Here is a 19,848-nt window from a genome sequence, read left to right as displayed (position 1 = left end):
GCTTCAGCCTCGCGAAGAATACTGATGATCTGTTCGTCGGAAAAACGCTTCTTCATGGGGATGTCCTCATGTGGCTTATGAAGACATTACTAACATCGTGGTGTATTAATCAACGGGGGGCAGGTCAGAGCATCTGTTCCTCTGCGATTGAGGAATAGAGTAAGGTCGTTGAGCTTCTGCAATGAAGCCGTTAGTTGGTGCCAAGCTTCTTGGTTAAGTTCAGGAACTGATTGAGGGAGTTGTTGTAAAGCTGAAGATCTGAGCCAACAGCTTTTGCTGAGCTGATTTCTCAAATTATTTACTTTGGCGAGTTCTATGTCATTTAAACGAACAGTAACTGTATGCCTGCGAATGCGATTTGGGGGAAGTTTCTTTGATTCAGTATTATTGGTAAAAGATGAAGGAAACTCGTCATCGAATAAACTATTAATTTTTTCCATATCAACTCCTTTTGATTATGTGGTTTATAGCAAGTCCGTATGCTATGTATAAATGAATATCATAATATGCACTTGTGTCAATGCTTTAGGTGTTGGTTTCGATTTTGGTTTTTCTTTTTCTGACTACAAGGAAGAAAAACAAGGGGAACTCAGCTTCGCTGAGTTAGCCCTTGCTTATATTTACTTACTTAAGCTTTTCTATTGACTTATTAAAAATAAGATTTAAATATTAAATACGACAATCAACATCTAAGGTTAATTATGGGTTTTTTAAAATCATCTCCTTACTGGTTTTCATTTGGAGAAATTATCGAAAAAGAAATGCTATTTGTAAAAATAAGACTACTTAATGATGAGGTTTTCCTGTTTGAGTGCTCAGAAGACATTTCAAAACAGTTAAATAAATTGAAAAAAGGTGATTCTATTGGCTTTTGGTTCGAAGATAGCAGAAACGGTAAGATGGAAATAAAAGTAGTCGAATTGAATATTTAATGGTTAATCTTTTTATCTGATATTTTCATCATATCTTTTTCAATGCTTTTTGATACCAGTTTTTTTTGAATGACTGTGGAGAGATATTTTTCTAAGAAGTTAATTTTTATTTCTTCAAGTGCGTTATCTTTCAATTTTACTATGTGTGTATCTTCAGAATACTGTGCATAGGTTTTTTTGACATCTATATTAAGCGAGCCTGGGATATGGTTTAACTTAATGATTTTGAAAATTTTCTGGTCAGAGCTTATAATTGGGCGATAATTATAAACACTTTTGTCTAATGAATAAAAGTATGAGCAAAAATTCTGGGCTTTCTCTTTGCTGTTAAAAGAACCCATTATGGAAGGCATTCCAGTTCTATAAACAAAGAAGACAGGTTCAACATCGTAAATATGCTTGAGACCATAGACAGCAAATATAGTTAGAAGATCCATATAAATTAGCCTGATAAGTCACTCGGTTTAAACCATCCTACATCAAGCATTTTAAATAGACAATATAAATAAATCTATAAATTTCAATCGAATGCCATGAAGGTTATTCTTTGCCTGTTTTTAAGTAAGTAGAATTAACAAAAAATTGCAACCACATTTTAAGATGCTTTAATTTTTAATGTTCTTTAGTATCACCTTTTCCTTGATGTATTTCCTCAGAAACATGATTTTTGGGTTTTTCATTTTCAGATTGGTGGTTGTGAGGTAGGATTTTATAACAATACATACCTATTACAGCTAAAAGCATGAAGATATTAAAAGATATCCAAACCCTACGGTAAACCTTCCTTCTTCTCTGAATATATGTTTCATCTTTAGATGTAAGAGCATCAACATCTATTATTTTATTAAGGTCATTTTCGTTTAGTAAATCCTTGTAGCGGTCTTTTATAGTCGTGTATCTTTCAAAAAGACGAGTCTTTTCTTCGCTTACTTCGCATTCAGACAAGAATAAATATATAAAAGAAAAAACTGTAAAAACGAACATTAGTATTACTATTTCACCGGATATAATAACCGCATCTTCGTTTTTTGCAGAAAGTATTTTCACCAAAACAATAGTTACGAAAAATGACACTAAGCTCCAAAAGCTCGTTTTTAATGTGGCAAACATGTTTTTTGTGATCTCTGAAGCTTTATCGGCTTGCGCTATTAGCATCTCAGAAATCTTATTTTTGATTTCAATGTATTGCTTAACATTTTCTTTTAAATATATATCGTATCCAGACTCAATAGATCGCAAAGCCCCTTTGCTGAGTGTTGTAAAATCATCGCCAGTCATATGAATTGAGATGATGTTTTTAGCTAACCCGATTTTATCAACAAAGTTACCTTGATTGTAAACCCACTCGTATATTCCATAAAGTTCATCTGCACCTAAAAAGCTTATAGAATCTAATTTTATTCTGTTGCTTATTAAACGATAACCTTTCATTTTATAATCAAGATATGATTCATCTTTTACAATTATTTCAGAGTAATCACACATATAAATTAAAACAAAGACCAGCATAAGCCTGTTAAATTTCTCAGAAATAACGGCATTTGGGGATGGGGTTAAAAGTTTAAAATCGTCTGGCATAAATTTATAATCTGAGTCATTGGTAAAATGACAGCTTTTATTTCTTTTCGCTATAGTAGACTCTCTTATAGAACTATCTATAAAATGATTAGGCTTAGACGAAATATGTTCAAAGCGGATGTATTCCGTGCCAAAATCAATGTGTTCGTCCCAGACTTTAAAAGTTATTATTTTAGATAAATCAAATTCCTTAAGAAATTCAATGAAGTCCAGGTCTGGCTGGGAAAGTGGACCTTCAACAAAATTTTTAAAAACGAATATATGAGAGTTATTGTTTTTTTTGATGGCACTTGTTTTATGTATTTTTATACAAAAATCAAGTGATGGATTGTCTTCAATGAACTGAAGCTCTTCCCTGATGGTATTTAAAACATCGCTTGTTTTGCTTTCTTGTGTCCATGAAGTTAAAATATCGTTGTTAAATTTTATAGATGCATCATAAGTTAAACATTCTGATTTAATAATAGAATTAATATTTTCAAGTTGAGAATGGTCAAAGACAAGTTCCCTAACTTTTGAGGAATAGGTCGCTTCACAACGATAAAAATCGTCTTTAATATTCGTCAAGTCTGAGACGAAAAAAACATTCGCAATATCTTCTATTATTTGTATTCAGTTAATTACCTTTCTTTGAAAAAGTATCATATCCTTTATCTGAATAGATTTTTATATATTTACCATGAGCATCGCTTTCAGCCTTTATTACCTCTTCTATATTAACTATTTCACCTTTTATTCTCAATTCAAGATTCTCATCAAGAACAATTGTGCTCTTTATTTTTGTCTTGATAACCTCCGAGTCTAAATCAAATTGAGTGTCGAATGTAGCTTTTTCAGAACTTGGTAAGCTCTTCAATCTGTTAATTACTTCAGGGAATTTTTTATTTAACTCTTCATTCTCAATTTTGTGAGCTTGTAGTTTCTCAACTAACTCCTCATGCACAAAGGTATCATTATTTCTAAAGTATGAATTAACATCGTTTCGCATAAATAAATAATCTGCGGGCGATTCATTTCTGACTGTTTGCTTTAGAAAACGATCAATAGCACCATAAGCTATTCTTGTATTCACTGTTGAATTGATAACTTCTTTAGAATTGAGAAACCCGCTCCACCAATATTCTCTTATGCTTCGATTACTATCAGAAAGTAGTAATTGAGAAATCTCTAAATCTTGACCCAGGGTTACTAAACAAGATTTTTGCAATCTTTTTTTATTAAGTGGAAGGCCATTACGGATTCGTGCATCAACCTCATCAAAAAAAGAGTCAACCTCAATTTTCAGCAAAACAAATTTTATTAAACCTTCATGCTCAAGGTGTAAGATTAACAGAGAACCTTTTTGGATTTTTTTATTCATTGCCGATATTTTTTGTTGTGCAAGAATTTCCTCATCCAACAATTTTTTTGCTATGCTTTCTGTTCTCATAACCCAGTTTTTTTTCTTGTCAGTAATACCATCAAGAAATTCATTCTTTGCAATAGAACGGATATGAGAAACTACCAGTTCATTGTCATCTGTAAAAGAATATTGTTTGGTCCGAGGACTTTCTATTAATTCATCGATTATGATTCGACTAAACTCTTTAAGATCTCTGTCATCCTGAGGTTTAATTAATTCAATCTTTGAGTCTTCAATACTGATTTTGTAAAGGCAGTGATTCAATACAATGGGAGCAGTCATCATCGTTCCTTCTAAACCCCATCCGCATTGCTGTATATACACACAGTATACCTGATGAGCTGTGGTGGTCAAGATTGGCATGAAAATGACATAATGATTAATTCATTAATTTTTTACAACTATTTGTGGCGTTAATAGTTTTCCCTCTTTCAAAATAATTACTTTGTTTTCATAACTACCTGATATTTTTGCACTTTAATTTTAATAGAATTATTTTCTGTTTTCTTGGTTTAAGTCAGCATTAAAAAAGCTAAAGCTTTTAATTTCAATCTTTAAGTTCAACACCTTGAGTTTAAATTATAGTTAACTTATTGAAATAAAAGTCCTTAATGCAATTTTTTTCCATTCCAGTACTTTGTTGAACTGATGCTGACCTTCTATGATTTCTGAGTAAGCCTTTTCAAACAATGAGTTGGATTTTATCTGCAATTTTTTCTAGAGCTTCTTTCCTCTCATCAAAATAATCATACCTATCATAGATGCCTTCTACACCTTTCAGCTTATGGTTTAGACACCTTTCTGCCACATGAGGAGGAACGGACAGAGAAGCGAGCAAGCTCCGGCTCGTTCTTCGCAGATCATGAACGGTAAAATATTCAATATCACCCATAACATTTGGCTGTTGCTTCTTCTTGCCTGGCTCGATACCGAAAAGCTTCGCTATGGCCCTGTTAAGAGTGTCTTTTCCCATGTGCTCGGACTTGCTCACACGGCGATTTGGGAAGACATAAGGTGAATCCAATGCTCTGACCTTTAGTTCTTCCAAAATCTTAATGGCGAGGGGAGGAAGTGGAATGACTATGCCAATACCAGACTTGCTCCTTTCCTTGGGTAAAAACCATTTTTTATCTTCTAAATTGAATTCTGACCAAGGAGCTTCTGTCAGTTCACTCTTTCGAACCGCAAGAAGCAATAGAAGTGCACATGCCAGATAATTATCACGAGAGAAGCTATCAGAGTGTTCTCTGAACACTTTAAAAACATGAGCAATCTCTTCTAAGTTCAATGCTCTTTCTCTGCTCTTTTCAACTCCTCCAGCATCATTCACTTTGAAAGCAGTAGCTGGGTTGCTCTGAACAAGACCAAGTTTGATACCATGATTGAAGAGCTGTTTCATGTAGAGAAGGGCATCATTTGCGATAGTAGGTCTGTCACTGGCGGTGATTTTTTGAATGATGGAACGAACATCTAAGGGTGTGACTTTGATTAAGGCAAGCCTACCAATTGTAGGAGCAATGTCTTTACGGTAAACCCTTTCAGGTATGCCCGGATATTTTAATCTTTTAACAAGATCTTTATGCCAGTCTTCAAACAGCTCATTCACTGTAGTCAGTTCTACAGGTCTGTTTAGCTTCCTTTCTGCGATAGGATCATCTCCAGCCAGAACCTTTTTGCGAACATCTTCTGCAAGGCTACGGGCTTCTGCGAGTGACACTATAGAAACTTTGCCTAAAGTGATTTCTCGTCTCTTTGTGTGTGCTGTGTATCTCAGCATCCAGTAAGGTTCACCTTTGGATGGGATCTTCAGGTATAAGCCTCGCTCATCTCCAAACTTACCAACTCCGCCTGCTTTTATCAGAGACTGAACGGCTTTTGCTGTTAGTGAACCCATATACCTGACCTGCTAATCCTAAGTGGGGGGTATTTGGTTATAAACTGTTATTTTTGGCTAGTAAAGCAAAAACACTCCCCACTCTACCCCCCGATAAATCGTGGATATTGATGGAGATGTATGTATATTGTTGGAATTTAACGGCAATAAAAAGCCCATTTAACATGGGCTTATGGATATTCATGGATGGGAGTGGAAATTATTCGATATTCTGAATCTGCTCGCGCATCTGTTCAATCAGCACTTTCAGTTCGATCGCAGAAGTGGTGATGTCGGCGTTGATCGACTTCGATGCCAGCGTATTCGATTCACGATTGAACTCCTGCATCATGAAATCGAGCCGACGGCCAACCGCTTCTTTCTTTTTCAGGATGTTGTAGGTCTCTTTGACGTGCGCATCCAGACGATCCAGCTCTTCGGAGACGTCAACGCGCTGCGCCATCATCACCAGTTCCTGCTCCAGGCGATTGTTTTCCAGCTGGACTTCAGCATCTTCCAGTTTGGCGACCAGACGCTCACGCTGCCATTTGATGACTTCAGGCATCTGCGCCCGCACTTTGCTGACTTCCTGCGAAACCCCTTCCAGACGCTGCTCAATCATCGCTTTCAGTGCGGTGCCTTCACTTTCGCGTGCTGCAATGAAATTATCCAGCGCACTATCCAGCGCCTTCAACAACTGCGTGTTAATGGCATCCAGATCCTGCTCCTGTGCAGACATCACACCGGGCCAGCGCAGAATATCCAGCGGATTAATCGCGCCTTCATCGCTCTGCATTTTCACCCAGTTGGCCGCCTGCACCAGCTGTTTCGCCAGCGTTTCGTTGAGCATCAGCTCGCCCTGCGCGCTGGGGTCGGCATCAAAACGCAGGTTGCACTCAATTTTACCGCGCGTCAGACGCTGGCGAATGCGTTCGCGGATAACCGGCTCCAGCCCACGAAACTGTTCCGGCAGGCGGATGTAGGTTTCCAGATAACGCTGGTTAACAGAACGCAGCTCCCAGGCGGCGCTGCCCCATTCGCCTTTGGCTTCGCTGCGGGCATAAGCGGTCATACTGCGGATCATAAGCGGTACTCATTTGCGGAAAGATGTGTGAAGTATAGCGAGGCGAGCCACGGCATAACAGGCATAAGCGTCTCACCGGAAAATAACGAACCATTTCCGCTTTCCGCGAGAGCCACTTATGATGACCACTGACCCCTTGTGAGGATGACCGATCTATGTCACGCGTTATTGCCCTTCCTGTTGTGATGGCTCTGCTGCTGGCGGGTTGCCAGACGCGCCATGCGCCGCCCACGAAACCGCAACCCATCTGTGCGGGTGGCGACATGATGATGCAGACCACGCTGTGGTTTGGACTAAGCAAGCCAGACGGCGGCAGGGTGAGTTCGCTTGACTGGATGAACTTTGTGGACAATGAGGTTACGCCACGCTTCAAAGCGGGACTGTCGGTTTATGACGCTAAAGGGCAATGGCTGGGCGAGAACGGCAAACTGGCACGGGAGAACAGTAAAGCGCTGATGCTGATCCACGGTATCGACCCTGCCACCAATCAGGATATTGAGGCGCTACGTACCCTCTATAAGAAACGCTTTGCTCAGGAGTCGGTGATGCGGGTGGATGCACCCGTCTGCGTCGGATTCTAGGACGAAAGCGGGCGGCAGCGAGGCCGCCCACGGAATAGTCAGATAAACAGACCGGCAAAAGCCGCAGAGAGCAGGCTCACCAGCGTGGAGCCATAGACCAGCTTCCAGCCAAACCGGGAAACCACATTCCCCTGTTTTTCGTTCAGGCCTTTTATGGCACCCGCCACAATGCCGATCGAGGCAAAGTTAGCAAAGGAGACCAGGAACACCGACAGAATACCCAGCCCGCGCGCGCTCATGCCCGCCGCAACTTTCTGCAGCTCAATCATCGCCACAAACTCATTTGCCACCAGCTTGGTCGCCATGATGCTGGCCGCCTGCAGGGCATCCGCTTTGGGAATGCCGATCAGCCATGCCAGAGGATAGAACAGGTAGCCGAGCAACTGCTGGAAGCTATAGCCAAAGACCGCTGCAAACACGGCATTCACGGCAGCAATCAGGGCGATAAAGCCAATCAGCATCGCCAGAATGATCATCGCCACTTTGAAACCAGCCAGGATGTACTCGCCCAGCATTTCAAAGAAGCTTTGCTCTTCATGTAGCTTTTCCAGCGCGATAGGCTGCTCATCCTGGCTTTTCATCGGGTTGATGATCGACAGGATAATAAAGGTGCTGAACATGTTAAGCAGCAGTGCGGCAACCACATACTTCGGTTCAATCATCGACATATAAGCACCGACAATCGACAGCGAAACGGTGGACATCGCAGTCGCTGCCATGGTGTAGAGCCGGCGCGGCGGGATATCACCCAGAATCCCTTTATAGGCGATAAAGTTTTCCGACTGACCCAGAATCAGCGTGCTGACGGCATTAAATGACTCCAGTTTGCCCATGCCATTAATTTTCGACAGCAGCGTCCCGAAAATACGGATCAGCAGCGGCAGGATGCGCCAGTGCTGCAATATGCCGATCAACGCGGAAATAAAGACAATCGGGCAGAGTACGCCAAGGAAAATAAATGCCAGCCCCTGTTTGCTCATTCCGCCAAACACGAATTCTGTACCCTGTGCGGCAAAGCCCAGCAGCGTTTCAAAGAATCCCGCAAACGAGCCGACCAGCGCCAGCCCCCCGGCAGAGTGAAGGAAGAACCAGCCCAGCGCGGCTTCTGCCACAATCAGTTGAACAATAAAGCGCAGGCGAATCTGTTTACGGTCATGACTGACCAGCAGCGCAAGGGCGAAAATCACCACCAGCGCCAGCAGGAAATGAAGAATGGCGGCCATATGTCTTTTTTATCAGAGAGAAAGGAAAGCGCATTTAGCCACAGCTGGCAGGGAATTTCATCTGATGCCTGCGCCAGACCGGCGCAAGAGACAGCGGGCAAGGAAGTCCGTATAATGCGCAGCCAATCATTAGCAAGCCGGAGAATACCCATGCGTCCAGCAGGCCGTAGCGCACAACAGGTGCGTCCAGTCACATTGACCCGCAATTACACCAAACACGCAGAGGGTTCCGTTCTGGTGGAATTCGGCGAAACGAAAGTGCTTTGCACTGCCTCCGTAGACGAAGGGGTTCCGCGTTTCCTTAAAGGCCAGGGCCAGGGCTGGGTCACGGCTGAATATGGCATGCTGCCGCGTTCTACTCACAGTCGTATGGCGCGTGAAGCCGCAAAAGGCAAGCAGGGTGGTCGTACGCTGGAAATTCAGCGTCTGATCGCCCGTTCACTGCGTGCCGCAGTTGATCTTAAAGCGCTGGGTGAATTTACCATCACGCTCGACTGCGACGTGATCCAGGCCGATGGCGGCACCCGTACCGCCTCAATCACCGGTGCCTGTGTGGCGCTGGCTGATGCGCTGAACAAGCTGGTAGCCAGCGGCAAGCTGAAAGCCAATCCGATGAAGGGCATGGTCGCGGCGATTTCAGTCGGTATCGTTAAAGGCGAAGCACTGTGCGATCTGGAGTACGTTGAGGACTCCGCGGCAGAAACCGACATGAACGTCGTGATGATGGAAGATGGTCGCATGATCGAGGTGCAGGGCACTGCCGAGGGCGAACCGTTCAGCCATGAAGAGCTGCTGACGCTATTGGCGCTGGCACGCGGCGGCATTGAGGAATTGATTCAGGCGCAGAAAGCAGCGCTGGAAAATTGATGTAACAGGCGACCTCAGGGTCGCCTTTTCTTTATTTGAGGAGTGAGAAATGAAAGCCTGGCAGCGTCAGTTTATTGAATTCGCCCTGAACAAGCAGGTGCTGAAGTTCGGTGAGTTCACTTTGAAGTCAGGGCGTAAAAGCCCCTATTTCTTTAATGCCGGTCTGTTCAACAGCGGACGGGATTTAGCGCTGCTGGGACGCTTCTACGCGCAGGCGCTGGTGGATGGCGCTGTCGACTTCGATCTGCTGTTCGGTCCGGCCTATAAAGGCATTCCGATTGCGACCACCACGGCGGTGGCGCTGGCGGATCATCATGACCGCGATGTGCCTTACTGCTTCAACCGCAAAGAAGCCAAAGATCACGGTGAAGGTGGCTTGCTGGTGGGCAGCCCGCTGCAGGGCAAAGTGATGCTGGTGGACGATGTGATCACGGCAGGCACAGCGATTCGTGAGTCGATGGATATTATCGGTGCGCATAACGCAACCCTGGCAGGCGTGCTGGTGTCGCTTGATCGTCAGGAGCGTGGACGTGGAGAGATGTCGGCGATTCAGGAAGTCGAACGTGATTATGGCTGCAAAGTGACCGCAATTATCACACTGGCCGACCTGATTAGCTGGCTGGAAGAGAAGCCGGAGATGGCCGATCATCTGGCTCAGGTTCGTGCCTATCAGAAAGCATACGGGATTTAACAGAGGCGGGCGCGATGCCCGCCTTCTTTGACTCTTTACACCAGCTGTACGGCAATCAGCGGCCAGCGAGCTTCAAAGTCTGCAGTAGGACTGAAACGAAACTCAGAACGGACATAGCGCGACAGTAAACCTTCACAGAAAGCCAGCAGCTGGCTTGCCAGTAACGCCTCATCAGCCTGAAAAGCTTCGCCCTCACGCATTTTTCGTTCACGCATCACCTGTCGCAGCTGCACTTCAATCCGCTCAAACAGTTGATTAATACGTCCCTGCAGCCGGTCCTGCTCGAACATCAGCGCATGACCGGTCAGGATGCGCGTCAGTCCCGGATTACGCTCACCAAATCCCAGAATCAGTTGCACGATCAGACGCAGGCGCGTCATGGTCTCTTTTTCATCTTTGAGGATCAGATTGATGCGGGTAATCAGACTGTCTTCGATAAACTCAATCAGGCTATCGAACATGCGTGTCTTACTGGGGAAGTGACGATACAACGCCGCTTCGGAAACGCCTACCGTGGCTGCCAGTTTGGCGGTGGTAATGCGCTGACTGCCATCACCCGACTCCAGCATCTGTGCCAGCGCCTGCAAAATCTCTTCGCGACGGTTCCGCTTCGCGACTTTTTTTTCTGCCATGACCTTAAAGACCCCTGAAATTCACCTAAAAACAGGCAACACCTACGCATCTGCCACAGGAACGCGTCCCATGGCGATGAGGAAAAATAACGGGCGTAAGTGAAAGTCGGTAATGCGGGTTACTGGCGACCTGAGTGGCCGAAGCCGCCTTCGCCGCGCAGGCTGGCGTCGAAATCGTCGACCAGGTTAAATTCCGCCTGTACCACCGGTACAAAGACCAGTTGTGCCATGCGATCGCCGGGTTGCAGAGAGAAACTTTCCTGGCCGCGATTCCAGACCGACACCATCAGTTGTCCCTGATAGTCGGAGTCAATCAGCCCGACCAGGTTGCCCAGTACAATGCCGTGTTTATGGCCAAGGCCTGAGCGCGGCAGGATTACAGCGGCCAGATCGGGGTCGGCGATATGAATCGCCAGTCCGGTCGGGACCAGCGTTGTTGTGCCTGGTGCGATGTCGAGCACCTCATCAATACAGGCGCGTAAATCTAACCCAGCGGAACCTGAAGTGGCGTAGGTCGGCAATGGAAACTCTTTGCCAACACGCGCATCCAGAATTTTAACGTCTATTTTTTTCATCATAACGGCTGACAATCTCGTCTATTAATTGTTGGCCAAGGAGAGACTTATCGCTGAGCGGTAAGCGTTTTTCTCCATCCTGCCAAAAAAGGTGAAGAGCATTGGTGTCGCTATTAAATCCCTGTCCGGCTTTAGCGACATCGTTAGCGCAGATCAGGTCCAGATTCTTGCGCACCCGTTTTTGCCGGGCGTATTCTTCCACATTCTGTGTTTCAGCAGCAAATCCAACCACAAATGGCCGGTTTTCCTGAAGTGCGGCGACCCCGGCAACAATATCGGGATTCTTTACCAGGTTCAGCGTGACGTTATCATCGCCGCCCTGTTTCTTGATTTTATCGGCCGCAATATCGGCTGCCCGGTAGTCTGCCACGGCTGCGCTTGCAATGAAAATATGTTGTTTAGCTATCTCGCTCATGACGGCGGCCTGCATCTCCAGCGCACTGGTAACATCAACGCGTCTCACACCCGCTGGCGCCGCCAGGCTGACCGGACCACTGACCAGCGTTACCTGTGCGCCGCGCCTGGCAGCGGCGGCGGCAATCGCAAAGCCCATTTTTCCGGAGCTGTGATTCGAGATGTAGCGTACCGGGTCCAGCGCCTCACGGGTTGGACCGGCGGTTATCATAATGTTGAGATGTTGCAAATCGTTGACGGGTGCAGCCCACTGCACCGCATGGTCAACAATCGCCAGCGGATCAAGCATCCGTCCCGGCCCGACGTCTCCGCAGGCCTGGCTGCCGCTGTCCGGCCCCCAGATCAACACGCCACGCTCATGCAGCGTTTGCAGGTTGTGCTGGGTCACCGCCGCACGATACATCTGCTGATTCATAGCGGGCACCACCGCCACGGGTGAGGCCGTCGCTAATACAGCCGTGGTCACCAGATCGTTTGCCATACCGGCAGCTATACGGGCAATCAGGTCGGCAGTGGCCGGTGCCAAAACAATCAGATCGGCCCACTTTGCCAGTTCAATATGACCCATCGCGGCTTCCGCTGCCGGATCAAGCAGATCGTCAAACACCGGATAGCCTGAAACGGCCTGCAGGCTGAGCGGAGTAATAAAGGCCTTTGCCCCCTCCGTCATCATTACGCGGACATCAGCGCCGCGGTCGCGCAGGCGACGCACCAGCTCAGGTGCTTTATAAGCGGCGATACCGCCGCTCACGCCAAGAAGAATTTTTTTGCCGGCTAATCCCATCATGATGTTGGCCTCACTAAGCTCTCTGCCGCCCGCGGCGGCGAATGCACGGACTTTATCATAAAAGCGTGGACGCGCCTTTTCACCAACTGCGTTTGCGAGCCGTCTCGAAGATTGATACGCCACTGATAGCGGCATGCTTCAGGATGGGCCACTCTTAAACTCATCTCAGGGAGAGCAACGATGAAAATCAAGGGACCACGGGAAAAACTGCAGAAACTGGGTGCGCATTCGCTCAGCGATACCGAACTGCTGGCCATCTTTCTCCGCACCGGCTCGCCAGGGCAGAACGTCCTTGAACTGGCCGGGCAGATGCTGGAGGGATTTGGCTCGCTTTATCAGCTCATGACGTCAGACAAAGCGGCATTATGCAAAATTAAAGGTGTCGGCGATGCCAAGCTGGCGCAACTGCACGCGATTGCCGAACTGGCGAAGCGCTTTTTCGCCAGTAAGCTGGCGCGAGAAAGCGTGATGGAAAATCCACAGATTACGCGCCAGTATCTGCAAAGCCTGTTAGCCCACCAGGAGCGGGAGATCTTTATGGCCCTGTTTCTGGATAATCAGCATCGGGTGCTACGGGCACAGAATATGTTCTCTGGCTCCATTAATAGCGTGGAAGTGCACCCTCGCGAGATCGTCCGGGAAGCGCTGAAGCTCAACGCAGCCGCCCTGATACTGGCGCATAATCATCCCTCGGGGATGGCGGAACCGAGCCGTGCAGACCGTGAAGTGACCCATAAAGTCAGCGAAGCCTGTCAGCTACTCGACATCCGTCTGCTCGATCATCTGGTGATTGGCCATGGCGAATATGTCTCCTTTGCTGAGCGGGGATGGCTCTGATTCAGGGAAATTTCGCGCCAGGTGGCGGCTTTTTGCCCGATCATTCGGGATCTTTATCTGTTCGGGACTTGAGCACTTGGGCTGAGCGGCGTATACTACGCCACCTTTGAGAATCTCGGGTTTGGCGGTTAGGCCAGCTTAGCGGGTTCCATGGAACTCGCCTGGCGGGCTGCAAGCCTGACGAGGCGGCCAAAACCTAATTTTTAAAGCTCGAGCTGATTTGATTTTTGGAGATATAGACATGTCACGAGTCTGCCAGGTAACTGGAAAGCGTCCGGTAACGGGTAACAACCGTTCCCACGCAATGAACGCGACGAAACGCCGTTTCCTTCCGAACCTGCACTCACACCGTTTTTGGGTTGAGAGCGAGAAGCGCTTCGTTACTCTGCGTGTATCTGTTAAAGGTATGCGCATTATTGATAAAAAGGGCATTGATACGGTTTTATCCGACATGCGTGCCCGTGGTGAGAAGTACTAAGGTACTAAGGAACTGAATCATGGCTAAAGGTATTCGTGAGAAGATCAAGCTGGTTTCCTCTGCTGGTACAGGTCACTTCTATACCACCACGAAGAACAAACGTACTAAACCAGAGAAGCTGGAACTGAAAAAGTTCGATCCGGTTGTACGTCAGCATGTGATCTACAAAGAAGCTAAAATTAAGTAATTTTAGTGTTCTGCTAAAAACCCGGCTCCGGCCGGGTTTTTTGTTTGTGTAAAACGCTGAGGAGAGGGTATGCCAGAGTTGCCAGAGGTTGAGACCAGCCGCCGCGGTATCGAGCCGCATTTGGTTGGTGAAACCATTCTTCACGCTGTGGTACGTAATTCACGTTTGCGCTGGCCTGTTTCGCAGGAAATCCTGGCGCTAAGCGATCAGCCGGTGCTCAGCGTACAGCGCCGGGCGAAATATCTGCTGCTGGAACTGCCGCATGGCTGGGTCATTATCCACCTGGGTATGTCGGGCAGCCTGCGTGTGCTATCCGAAGAGCTGCCAGCGGCTAAACATGACCATGTTGATTTGGTCATGAGTAACGGCAAAGTGCTGCGCTACACCGACCCGCGCCGCTTTGGTGCCTGGCTCTGGAGCAGCGATCTGGCGGGCAGCAGCGTGCTGGCGCATCTCGGACCTGAGCCGCTTAGCGACCAGTTTGACGGCGCTTACCTGTTTGATAAATCGCGTGGCAAACGCACGCTCATCAAGCAGTGGCTGATGGATAACAAAGTGGTGGTGGGCGTAGGCAACATTTACGCCAGTGAGTCACTGTTTACCGCCGGGATCCTTCCCGATCGTGCCGCAGGAAGTCTGTCGCAGGCTGAAGCGGAGCTGCTGGTCAACACCATTAAAGCGGTGCTGTTACGTTCAATTGAGCAGGGCGGTACTACGCTGCGAGACTTCTTACAGACCGACGGCAAGCCAGGCTATTTTGCCCAGCAGCTGCAGGTTTATGGCCGCGCCGGTGAACCCTGCCGCGCATGCGGTACGCCGATTATCAGCGGCAGACATGGGCAGCGCAGCACCTATTGGTGCCCCAACTGCCAACATTAAGCCAGTTTAGCCAGCAGTGCCTGATGCACGGGCGCGGGCAGAAAGGCGGAAACATCGCCGCTATGACGCGCCACCTCTTTGACCAGCGAAGAGGAGATAAACGAGAAGCCTTCAGACGGCATCAGGAACACACTCTCCAGCGTTGGCAGCAGGTGACGATTCATCTGCGCCAGCTGCATTTCATATTCAAAGTCTGATACCGCACGCAATCCACGGACCAGCACATTCGCCTGCTGGTCACGGGCGAAATTTGCCATCAGGTCGCTGAAGCCGACCACCTCAACGTTCGGCAGATGCGCCACCACCTGACCGGCCAGCGCCACGCGCTCATCCAGGCTGAACATTGGTTTTTTACTGGGGCTGGCAGCAATGGCCAGAATCACCTGATCAAACATCTGCGCTGCCCGCGTCACGATGTCGAGATGACCAAGCGTTACAGGATCAAACGTACCGGGATAGATGGCTTTAGTGGTCATACTCGCCCTTTTTTCGCAGCGTGATTCAGCGCCCAGAGGGCTGAATATTTATTGAAGGTATATTGCGCGTTGACTACCGCCAGAATCCAGCCCTGTTTGCCGTCGAGAAAACCGGCACGCAGCAGCAACGTTTTAACAAACGCGCCAAGCGTATGGCTGAACACCGAAAAGAGACCGCAACGCTTACCGCGCTGGTGACGTTCCGTGGCCCAGGCTTCGGCATAGGCCAGTTGCTTGCGCTGAAAGGCGATTAAATCGCGGCAGGTCAGATGTTCCAGATCGCCAGGCAACGCCACCACCGGTGCGCCGTCACTCTGCAGTGATTCATGCACCAGATTATCATTGTAACGGAAGGTGCGTGGATAGAGGCGCATCACGCGATCGGGATACCAGCCACTGTGGCGCATAAAGCGGCCGAGGAACAGATTACTGCGGCCCAGGCTGTAAACAGTGCGGCTGGGTGGGGCGACCAGCACCTGCTCAATCGCGGCGCGCAGTTCGGGTGAAACGCGCTCATCCGCATCGATCATCAGAATCATATCGCCGGTGGCATAGTGTTGCGCACGCTGGCGCTGGATGCCATAGCCCTGCCAGTCATCACTTTGATAGACCTGCGCTCCGGCTTGCGTGGCGATCTCAACACTGTCGTCACTGCTGCCAGAATCCAGCACAATAATTTCGTCGGCCCAGCTGACTGAAGCCAGACAATCCGGCAGCAGCTCCGCTTCATTTTTGGCGATCATCACCACAGAAAGACGCTGGCGTGCTGACATTAGTGGGCCCGTGGTGGCAGATGCGGTTCGAGTAACTGTAGCAGACGCTGAAGCGCACCCTGGTTCTGGTGCAGTACGTCTACCGCATGGCGTCCGTAATAACGGCGGTAATCATCATCCTGCAACAGGTTGGTGACCTCTTTTTCCAGCGAAATCACGTCGGTGACGGTGATCAGACCCTGGCCTTCCTGCAACTTACTGCAGATATCTTTGAAGTTCCAGATGTGTGGTCCCATCAGGACCGGAAGCGCATGGGCAGCAGGTTCCAGCGGGTTGTGTCCGCCCCGCTCAACCAGGCTGCCGCCGACAAACGCCAGATCGGCGATACCGTAAAGCAGCATCAGTTCACCCATTGAGTCGCCGATGACCACCTGCGTGGAACCGGATGGGATCTCACCGCTGCTGCGCAGGATAAAGCTGAAGCCGCGTTCCTGCGTTAGCTCGCGCGCATCGTTAAAACGTTCAGGATGGCGGGGAACCAGAATCAGCAGCAGATCCGGAAACGTCTGCAGCAGGCGACGATGGGTATCCAGCACGATGACCTCTTCGCCTTCGTGCGTGCTGGTGGCGATCCACACCGGGCGACGCGGTGCCCACTGGCGACGCAGCGTTACCGCTCTGGCGGCCAGCTCTGGCGTGACGGAAATATCAAACTTCAGGCTGCCGGTAATCGCCAGTTGTGAACGTTTCAGGCCCAGACTCAGGAAGCGGTCGCCATCTTCCGTGTTCTGCGCCGCAATCAGCGTGATGCTCTGCAACAGCTGGCGCATAAATTTACCCAGCTTGCGATAGCCTTTGGCGGAGCGGGCCGAGAGGCGGGCATTGGCGATAACCAGCGGAATGTTACGCTGGTGCAGAATGCGGATAATGTTCGGCCACAGCTCCGTTTCCATGATGATCACCAGCCGTGGATTAACCGTATCCAGAAAACGATTAATCGAACCTGGCAGATCATAAGGCAGATAGACGTGATGCACATCTTTGCCAAACGCAGATTGCGCCCGCTCAGAGCCGGTCGGCGTCATGGTGGTGACGGTAATCGGCAGGGTCGGATAACGATGACGCAGCGCGCGCACCAGCGGAATCGCGGCCAGAGTTTCACCTACAGAGACCGAATGCAGCACAATGCCGTCGGGCTTTACTTTGCCGACGCAATAACCATAGCGTTCTGCCCAGCGTTTGCGATAGGCAGGCGCTTTACGACCGCGCAGCCACAGGCGCAGCCAGATCAGTGGCTGAATGAAGTAGAGCAATGCGGTGTAAATGGTCGTCATAGTTACCGTTACAACAGGTTCGCGTCTAAAAACAGATTAAAATGAGATGGCGGCATGTTATCAGAAACCCCGCATGCACTCATCCCGGATTGTCAGTTGGTACTCAATACCTGTTGATAAAGCGAAGTCAGCGCCTGCGCCAGCTGTTGTGGACCATAAGGCTCAATTTTACGTCGCGCCGCGTCACCCATTCGTGAATCGACAGAAAGCGCCGGTATTGCATTAATCGCCTGGTTTAACCCATTGATATCCAGGGCATCACAGACGAAGCCTTCCTGACCAGCGGTAATAAATTCTGCGCCACCGCAACCGGTGCTTGTTATCACCGGTAAGCCGCAGGCCATTGCCTCCAGCACCACATTCGGAAAGGGGTCATAGAGTGTGGGCAGTAACAAGCCATCCGCCGCGTGATAGAACGGCTGCACATCCTGCTGTACGCCGACAAAGCGCAGGCGGTCCAGGCAGTGAAGCTGGTTTGCCAGCTGCTGGTAACGTTGTAATTGTTTATCCTGGCCCACCACAATCAGATAACGATCGCTGGCAGCCAGCGCCTGTATCGCCGCTTTCAGCCCTTTACGCTCAAAGCCGGAGCCAACATAGATCAGTACTGTAGCGGCATCGGGCAGTGACAGCTGCTGGCGGGTGGCGCGACGTGCTGTTTCTGTAGCGGGCTGGAAACGACTGGCATCGATAGCATTATGAATAACATGGATTTTTCCGGCGTCGAGCGCGAAACAGCGCAGGATATCGCGCTTTACCATCTCTGAATTACAGATCACCGCTTTCAGCGTCGGAGAGTTAAACATTTCCGCTTCCGCCTGCAGAACATAGCGGTGATAAGGACTGAATGTAGCACTCATCCGCTGCCACGATGAGACAATACGGGCGCGCTGTTCCAGCCAAACACGATGCACGCCATCACCCGCACGGAAAATGTCACAGCCGGCGATGCGCTCATGGCTTTGTACAATATCGAACTTTTCTCGCTCCCAGCAGGCACGTGCGGCACGGGCAAAGCCGCGCTCGCGGGAAACCCTGCCCAGCTTTGCCGGATTACAGATATGCAGATGCCAGTCTGGATTGGGCGTGCCCTGCCAGCTGCGGGTAATGATGTTGAGATCGAGCTTTTCGCTGCCCAGCGCTTCTAGGGCGCGTGAGATAAAACGTTCAGCACCGCCATCCGGACGATATTTCTGCCGGACAATGGCCAGCCGTAACTTACTCATTCAGGTAGTTCCTCGCTGCCGCGACCACATCCTTTACCGGAATGGCCGAGAGATAACGCTGGTCAGTTTTGGTGTCGATGGAATCGGGTGAGGGCAGCGGGCCATAATCGCCCGCCCAGATGACATGGTTGTTGTTCCCCCAGGGCCGCCAGTGCTGCAGCTTGGTCGGGCCAAAAAGTGCGATACAGGGCGTATCAAGCGCGGCAGCCATATGCATTGGCGCAGAGTCGACACCAATAAATAGCCGGGCATGATCGATCAATGCCGCCAGCTGCGGTAGCGTGAACTGACCCGCCAGCGAAACCACGTCAGGCGACGCACAGCGCGCGCGAATGCGGTTAATCATCGCCAGCTCCTGCTTGTCCGGCCCGGCGGTCAGCACCACTTTGCGGCCCGGTTGCGCCAGCTGATCAAGTGTGGCCGCAACGCTCTCTTCTTCCCAGCATTTAAAGCTCCAGCGTGAGGTCGGCTGCACCACAATATAGGGCGCGGTAATATGATGTTCCGCCAGTCGGGCCAGCACGATTTGCCGATCAGCGTTGCTGTAATGCATGGAGACACGTGCGCCATCGCTGCTGATGCCGAGGGGGGCCAGCGCCGACATATTCTGTTCAACGGTATGCAGTTTGCTGTGATTGTGTGTGGGGACCAGCCGGTTGTGACACCAGCGCCACAGGGCGTTATCGCGTTTTTTGAATGCGAAACCGATACGAACTTGTGCCCCGGACAACCGCGTAATCAGGGCAGCGCGCCACTGATCGGCCAGGTTAATCACCAGATCATAATGCGCGTCACGTATGGCGCGAATTAATGCACGCTCATGGCCCAGCTTGCGCCAGGTTCCCTCCTGTTTCCATTTGCGATCGATGACGTGCAAATGGCGGATGGCCGGATGCGCTTCCAGCATCGGACGCGTTTCCTGATAGAGCAATACGTCAATGCTGGCCTGCGGGTAACGCTGACGAAGCGCATTAATGGCGGGCGTTGTGAGCAGCATGTCACCATGGTGGCGCAGCTTAATCAGTAATATATTTTTTGGAGAGATGTTTGCTGGAGTCAGGCTGGCCATAAACAGGAGT

23 protein-coding genes are annotated in these 19,848 nt (G+C 49.2%); 8 read left to right on the top strand and 15 right to left on the bottom strand.

The features are described from left to right. Positions 1-89: 89 nt before the first annotated feature. Complete coding sequence (locus tag F3I44_RS19265) at positions 90-440, bottom strand: hypothetical protein (RefSeq protein ID WP_150019522.1); 351 nt, start codon at positions 438-440, stop codon at positions 90-92. A gap of 261 nt (positions 441-701) precedes the next feature. Between F3I44_RS19265 and F3I44_RS19260 the strand changes: the two genes are divergently transcribed. Further along, positions 702-932 carry a hypothetical protein gene (locus F3I44_RS19260; RefSeq protein WP_150019521.1) on the top strand — a complete coding sequence of 77 codons (231 nt, stop codon included), beginning with the start codon at positions 702-704 and terminating at the stop codon, positions 930-932. Here F3I44_RS19260 and F3I44_RS19255 read toward each other — a convergent pair. From F3I44_RS19255 to F3I44_RS19235, 5 genes are all read right to left on the bottom strand, one after another. After that, entirely contained in the window at positions 929-1,369 is a 441-nt protein-coding gene (locus F3I44_RS19255) for a hypothetical protein (RefSeq protein WP_150019520.1), read from the bottom strand. The genes F3I44_RS19260 and F3I44_RS19255 overlap by 4 nt on opposite strands. A gap of 175 nt (positions 1,370-1,544) precedes the next feature. After that, positions 1,545-3,077, bottom strand: coding sequence for a hypothetical protein (locus F3I44_RS19250; RefSeq protein ID WP_150019519.1), 1,533 nt, complete (start codon positions 3,075-3,077; stop codon positions 1,545-1,547). 49 nt (positions 3,078-3,126) lie between these two features. Next, the gene (locus F3I44_RS19245; RefSeq protein ID WP_190286030.1) at positions 3,127-4,236 is read right to left on the bottom strand and encodes a nucleoid-associated protein; all 1,110 of its coding nucleotides are present in this window, start codon (positions 4,234-4,236) and stop codon (positions 3,127-3,129) included. Between the two features lie 358 nt (positions 4,237-4,594). Beyond that, entirely contained in the window at positions 4,595-5,806 is a 1,212-nt protein-coding gene (locus tag F3I44_RS19240; RefSeq protein ID WP_150019517.1) for a site-specific integrase, read from the bottom strand. 199 nt (positions 5,807-6,005) lie between these two features. Further along, on the bottom strand, positions 6,006-6,869 hold the full coding sequence (locus tag F3I44_RS19235; protein ID WP_150013910.1) for a YicC/YloC family endoribonuclease: 864 nt from the start codon (positions 6,867-6,869) through the stop codon (positions 6,006-6,008). A 155-nt stretch (positions 6,870-7,024) separates the two neighbouring features. Between F3I44_RS19235 and F3I44_RS19230 the strand changes: the two genes are divergently transcribed. Continuing rightward, complete coding sequence (locus F3I44_RS19230; RefSeq protein WP_150013913.1) at positions 7,025-7,450, top strand: DUF3574 domain-containing protein; 426 nt, start codon at positions 7,025-7,027, stop codon at positions 7,448-7,450. 38 nt (positions 7,451-7,488) lie between these two features. Here F3I44_RS19230 and F3I44_RS19225 read toward each other — a convergent pair whose 3' ends face one another. Next, complete coding sequence (locus tag F3I44_RS19225) at positions 7,489-8,673, bottom strand: NupC/NupG family nucleoside CNT transporter (RefSeq protein WP_150013916.1); 1,185 nt, start codon at positions 8,671-8,673, stop codon at positions 7,489-7,491. A 150-nt stretch (positions 8,674-8,823) separates the two neighbouring features. Between F3I44_RS19225 and rph the strand changes: the two genes are divergently transcribed. Together rph and pyrE are read left to right on the top strand one after the other, a co-directional pair. After that, positions 8,824-9,540: a ribonuclease PH gene (gene rph, locus F3I44_RS19220; protein WP_003851334.1), complete on the top strand. Its 717-nt coding sequence runs from the start codon at positions 8,824-8,826 to the stop codon at positions 9,538-9,540. A gap of 49 nt (positions 9,541-9,589) precedes the next feature. Beyond that, complete coding sequence (gene pyrE, locus F3I44_RS19215) at positions 9,590-10,231, top strand: orotate phosphoribosyltransferase (RefSeq protein WP_003851333.1); 642 nt, start codon at positions 9,590-9,592, stop codon at positions 10,229-10,231. 35 nt (positions 10,232-10,266) lie between these two features. On the opposite strand, the gene slmA is transcribed toward pyrE, so the two are convergent. From slmA to coaBC, 3 genes are all read right to left on the bottom strand, one after another. Continuing rightward, positions 10,267-10,863 carry a nucleoid occlusion factor SlmA gene (slmA, locus tag F3I44_RS19210; protein WP_150013919.1) on the bottom strand — a complete coding sequence of 199 codons (597 nt, stop codon included), beginning with the start codon at positions 10,861-10,863 and terminating at the stop codon, positions 10,267-10,269. 119 nt (positions 10,864-10,982) lie between these two features. Next, positions 10,983-11,441 carry a dUTP diphosphatase gene (gene dut, locus F3I44_RS19205; protein ID WP_013359511.1) on the bottom strand — a complete coding sequence of 153 codons (459 nt, stop codon included), beginning with the start codon at positions 11,439-11,441 and terminating at the stop codon, positions 10,983-10,985. Then, positions 11,419-12,639 carry a bifunctional phosphopantothenoylcysteine decarboxylase/phosphopantothenate--cysteine ligase CoaBC gene (gene coaBC / locus F3I44_RS19200; protein WP_150013922.1) on the bottom strand — a complete coding sequence of 407 codons (1,221 nt, stop codon included), beginning with the start codon at positions 12,637-12,639 and terminating at the stop codon, positions 11,419-11,421. The genes dut and coaBC overlap by 23 nt, the downstream gene beginning before the upstream one ends. A gap of 180 nt (positions 12,640-12,819) precedes the next feature. On the opposite strand from coaBC, the gene radC reads away from it, so the two are divergent. From radC to mutM, 4 genes are all read left to right on the top strand, one after another. Beyond that, positions 12,820-13,476 carry a DNA repair protein RadC gene (radC, locus tag F3I44_RS19195; protein ID WP_150013925.1) on the top strand — a complete coding sequence of 219 codons (657 nt, stop codon included), beginning with the start codon at positions 12,820-12,822 and terminating at the stop codon, positions 13,474-13,476. Positions 13,477-13,717: 241 nt separating this feature from the next. Next, the gene (gene rpmB, locus F3I44_RS19190) at positions 13,718-13,954 is read left to right on the top strand and encodes a 50S ribosomal protein L28 (RefSeq protein ID WP_013359508.1); all 237 of its coding nucleotides are present in this window, start codon (positions 13,718-13,720) and stop codon (positions 13,952-13,954) included. A 19-nt stretch (positions 13,955-13,973) separates the two neighbouring features. Further along, positions 13,974-14,141 carry a 50S ribosomal protein L33 gene (gene rpmG / locus F3I44_RS19185; protein WP_001051798.1) on the top strand — a complete coding sequence of 56 codons (168 nt, stop codon included), beginning with the start codon at positions 13,974-13,976 and terminating at the stop codon, positions 14,139-14,141. A gap of 69 nt (positions 14,142-14,210) precedes the next feature. Next, positions 14,211-15,020, top strand: a complete 810-nt coding sequence (mutM, locus tag F3I44_RS19180) for a bifunctional DNA-formamidopyrimidine glycosylase/DNA-(apurinic or apyrimidinic site) lyase (protein WP_150013928.1) — start codon at positions 14,211-14,213, stop codon at positions 15,018-15,020. Here mutM and coaD read toward each other — a convergent pair. From coaD to rfaQ, 5 genes are all read right to left on the bottom strand, one after another. Then, entirely contained in the window at positions 15,017-15,496 is a 480-nt protein-coding gene (gene coaD, locus F3I44_RS19175; RefSeq protein WP_033734511.1) for a pantetheine-phosphate adenylyltransferase, read from the bottom strand. The genes mutM and coaD overlap by 4 nt on opposite strands. After that, positions 15,493-16,269, bottom strand: a complete 777-nt coding sequence (locus tag F3I44_RS19170) for a glycosyltransferase family 2 protein (RefSeq protein WP_150013930.1) — start codon at positions 16,267-16,269, stop codon at positions 15,493-15,495. The genes coaD and F3I44_RS19170 overlap by 4 nt, the downstream gene beginning before the upstream one ends. After that, positions 16,269-17,543: a lipid IV(A) 3-deoxy-D-manno-octulosonic acid transferase gene (waaA, locus tag F3I44_RS19165; protein ID WP_150013933.1), complete on the bottom strand. Its 1,275-nt coding sequence runs from the start codon at positions 17,541-17,543 to the stop codon at positions 16,269-16,271. Before waaA ends, F3I44_RS19170 begins: the two co-directional genes overlap by 1 nt. 92 nt (positions 17,544-17,635) lie before the next feature. Next, a complete protein-coding gene (locus F3I44_RS19160) occupies positions 17,636-18,769 on the bottom strand; it encodes a glycosyltransferase family 4 protein (RefSeq protein WP_150013936.1) in 1,134 nt (377 codons plus the stop codon). Further along, the gene (rfaQ, locus tag F3I44_RS19155; protein WP_150013939.1) at positions 18,762-19,838 is read right to left on the bottom strand and encodes a putative lipopolysaccharide heptosyltransferase III; all 1,077 of its coding nucleotides are present in this window, start codon (positions 19,836-19,838) and stop codon (positions 18,762-18,764) included. The genes F3I44_RS19160 and rfaQ overlap by 8 nt, the downstream gene beginning before the upstream one ends. Positions 19,839-19,848: the final 10 nt, after the last annotated feature.

The sequence above is a fragment of the Pantoea sp. F_5 genome, assembly GCF_008631595.1.
Classification (GTDB): Bacteria; Pseudomonadota; Gammaproteobacteria; order Enterobacterales; family Enterobacteriaceae; genus Pantoea; species Pantoea gossypiicola.
This window is presented reverse-complemented; position numbering and strand designations above follow the sequence as displayed.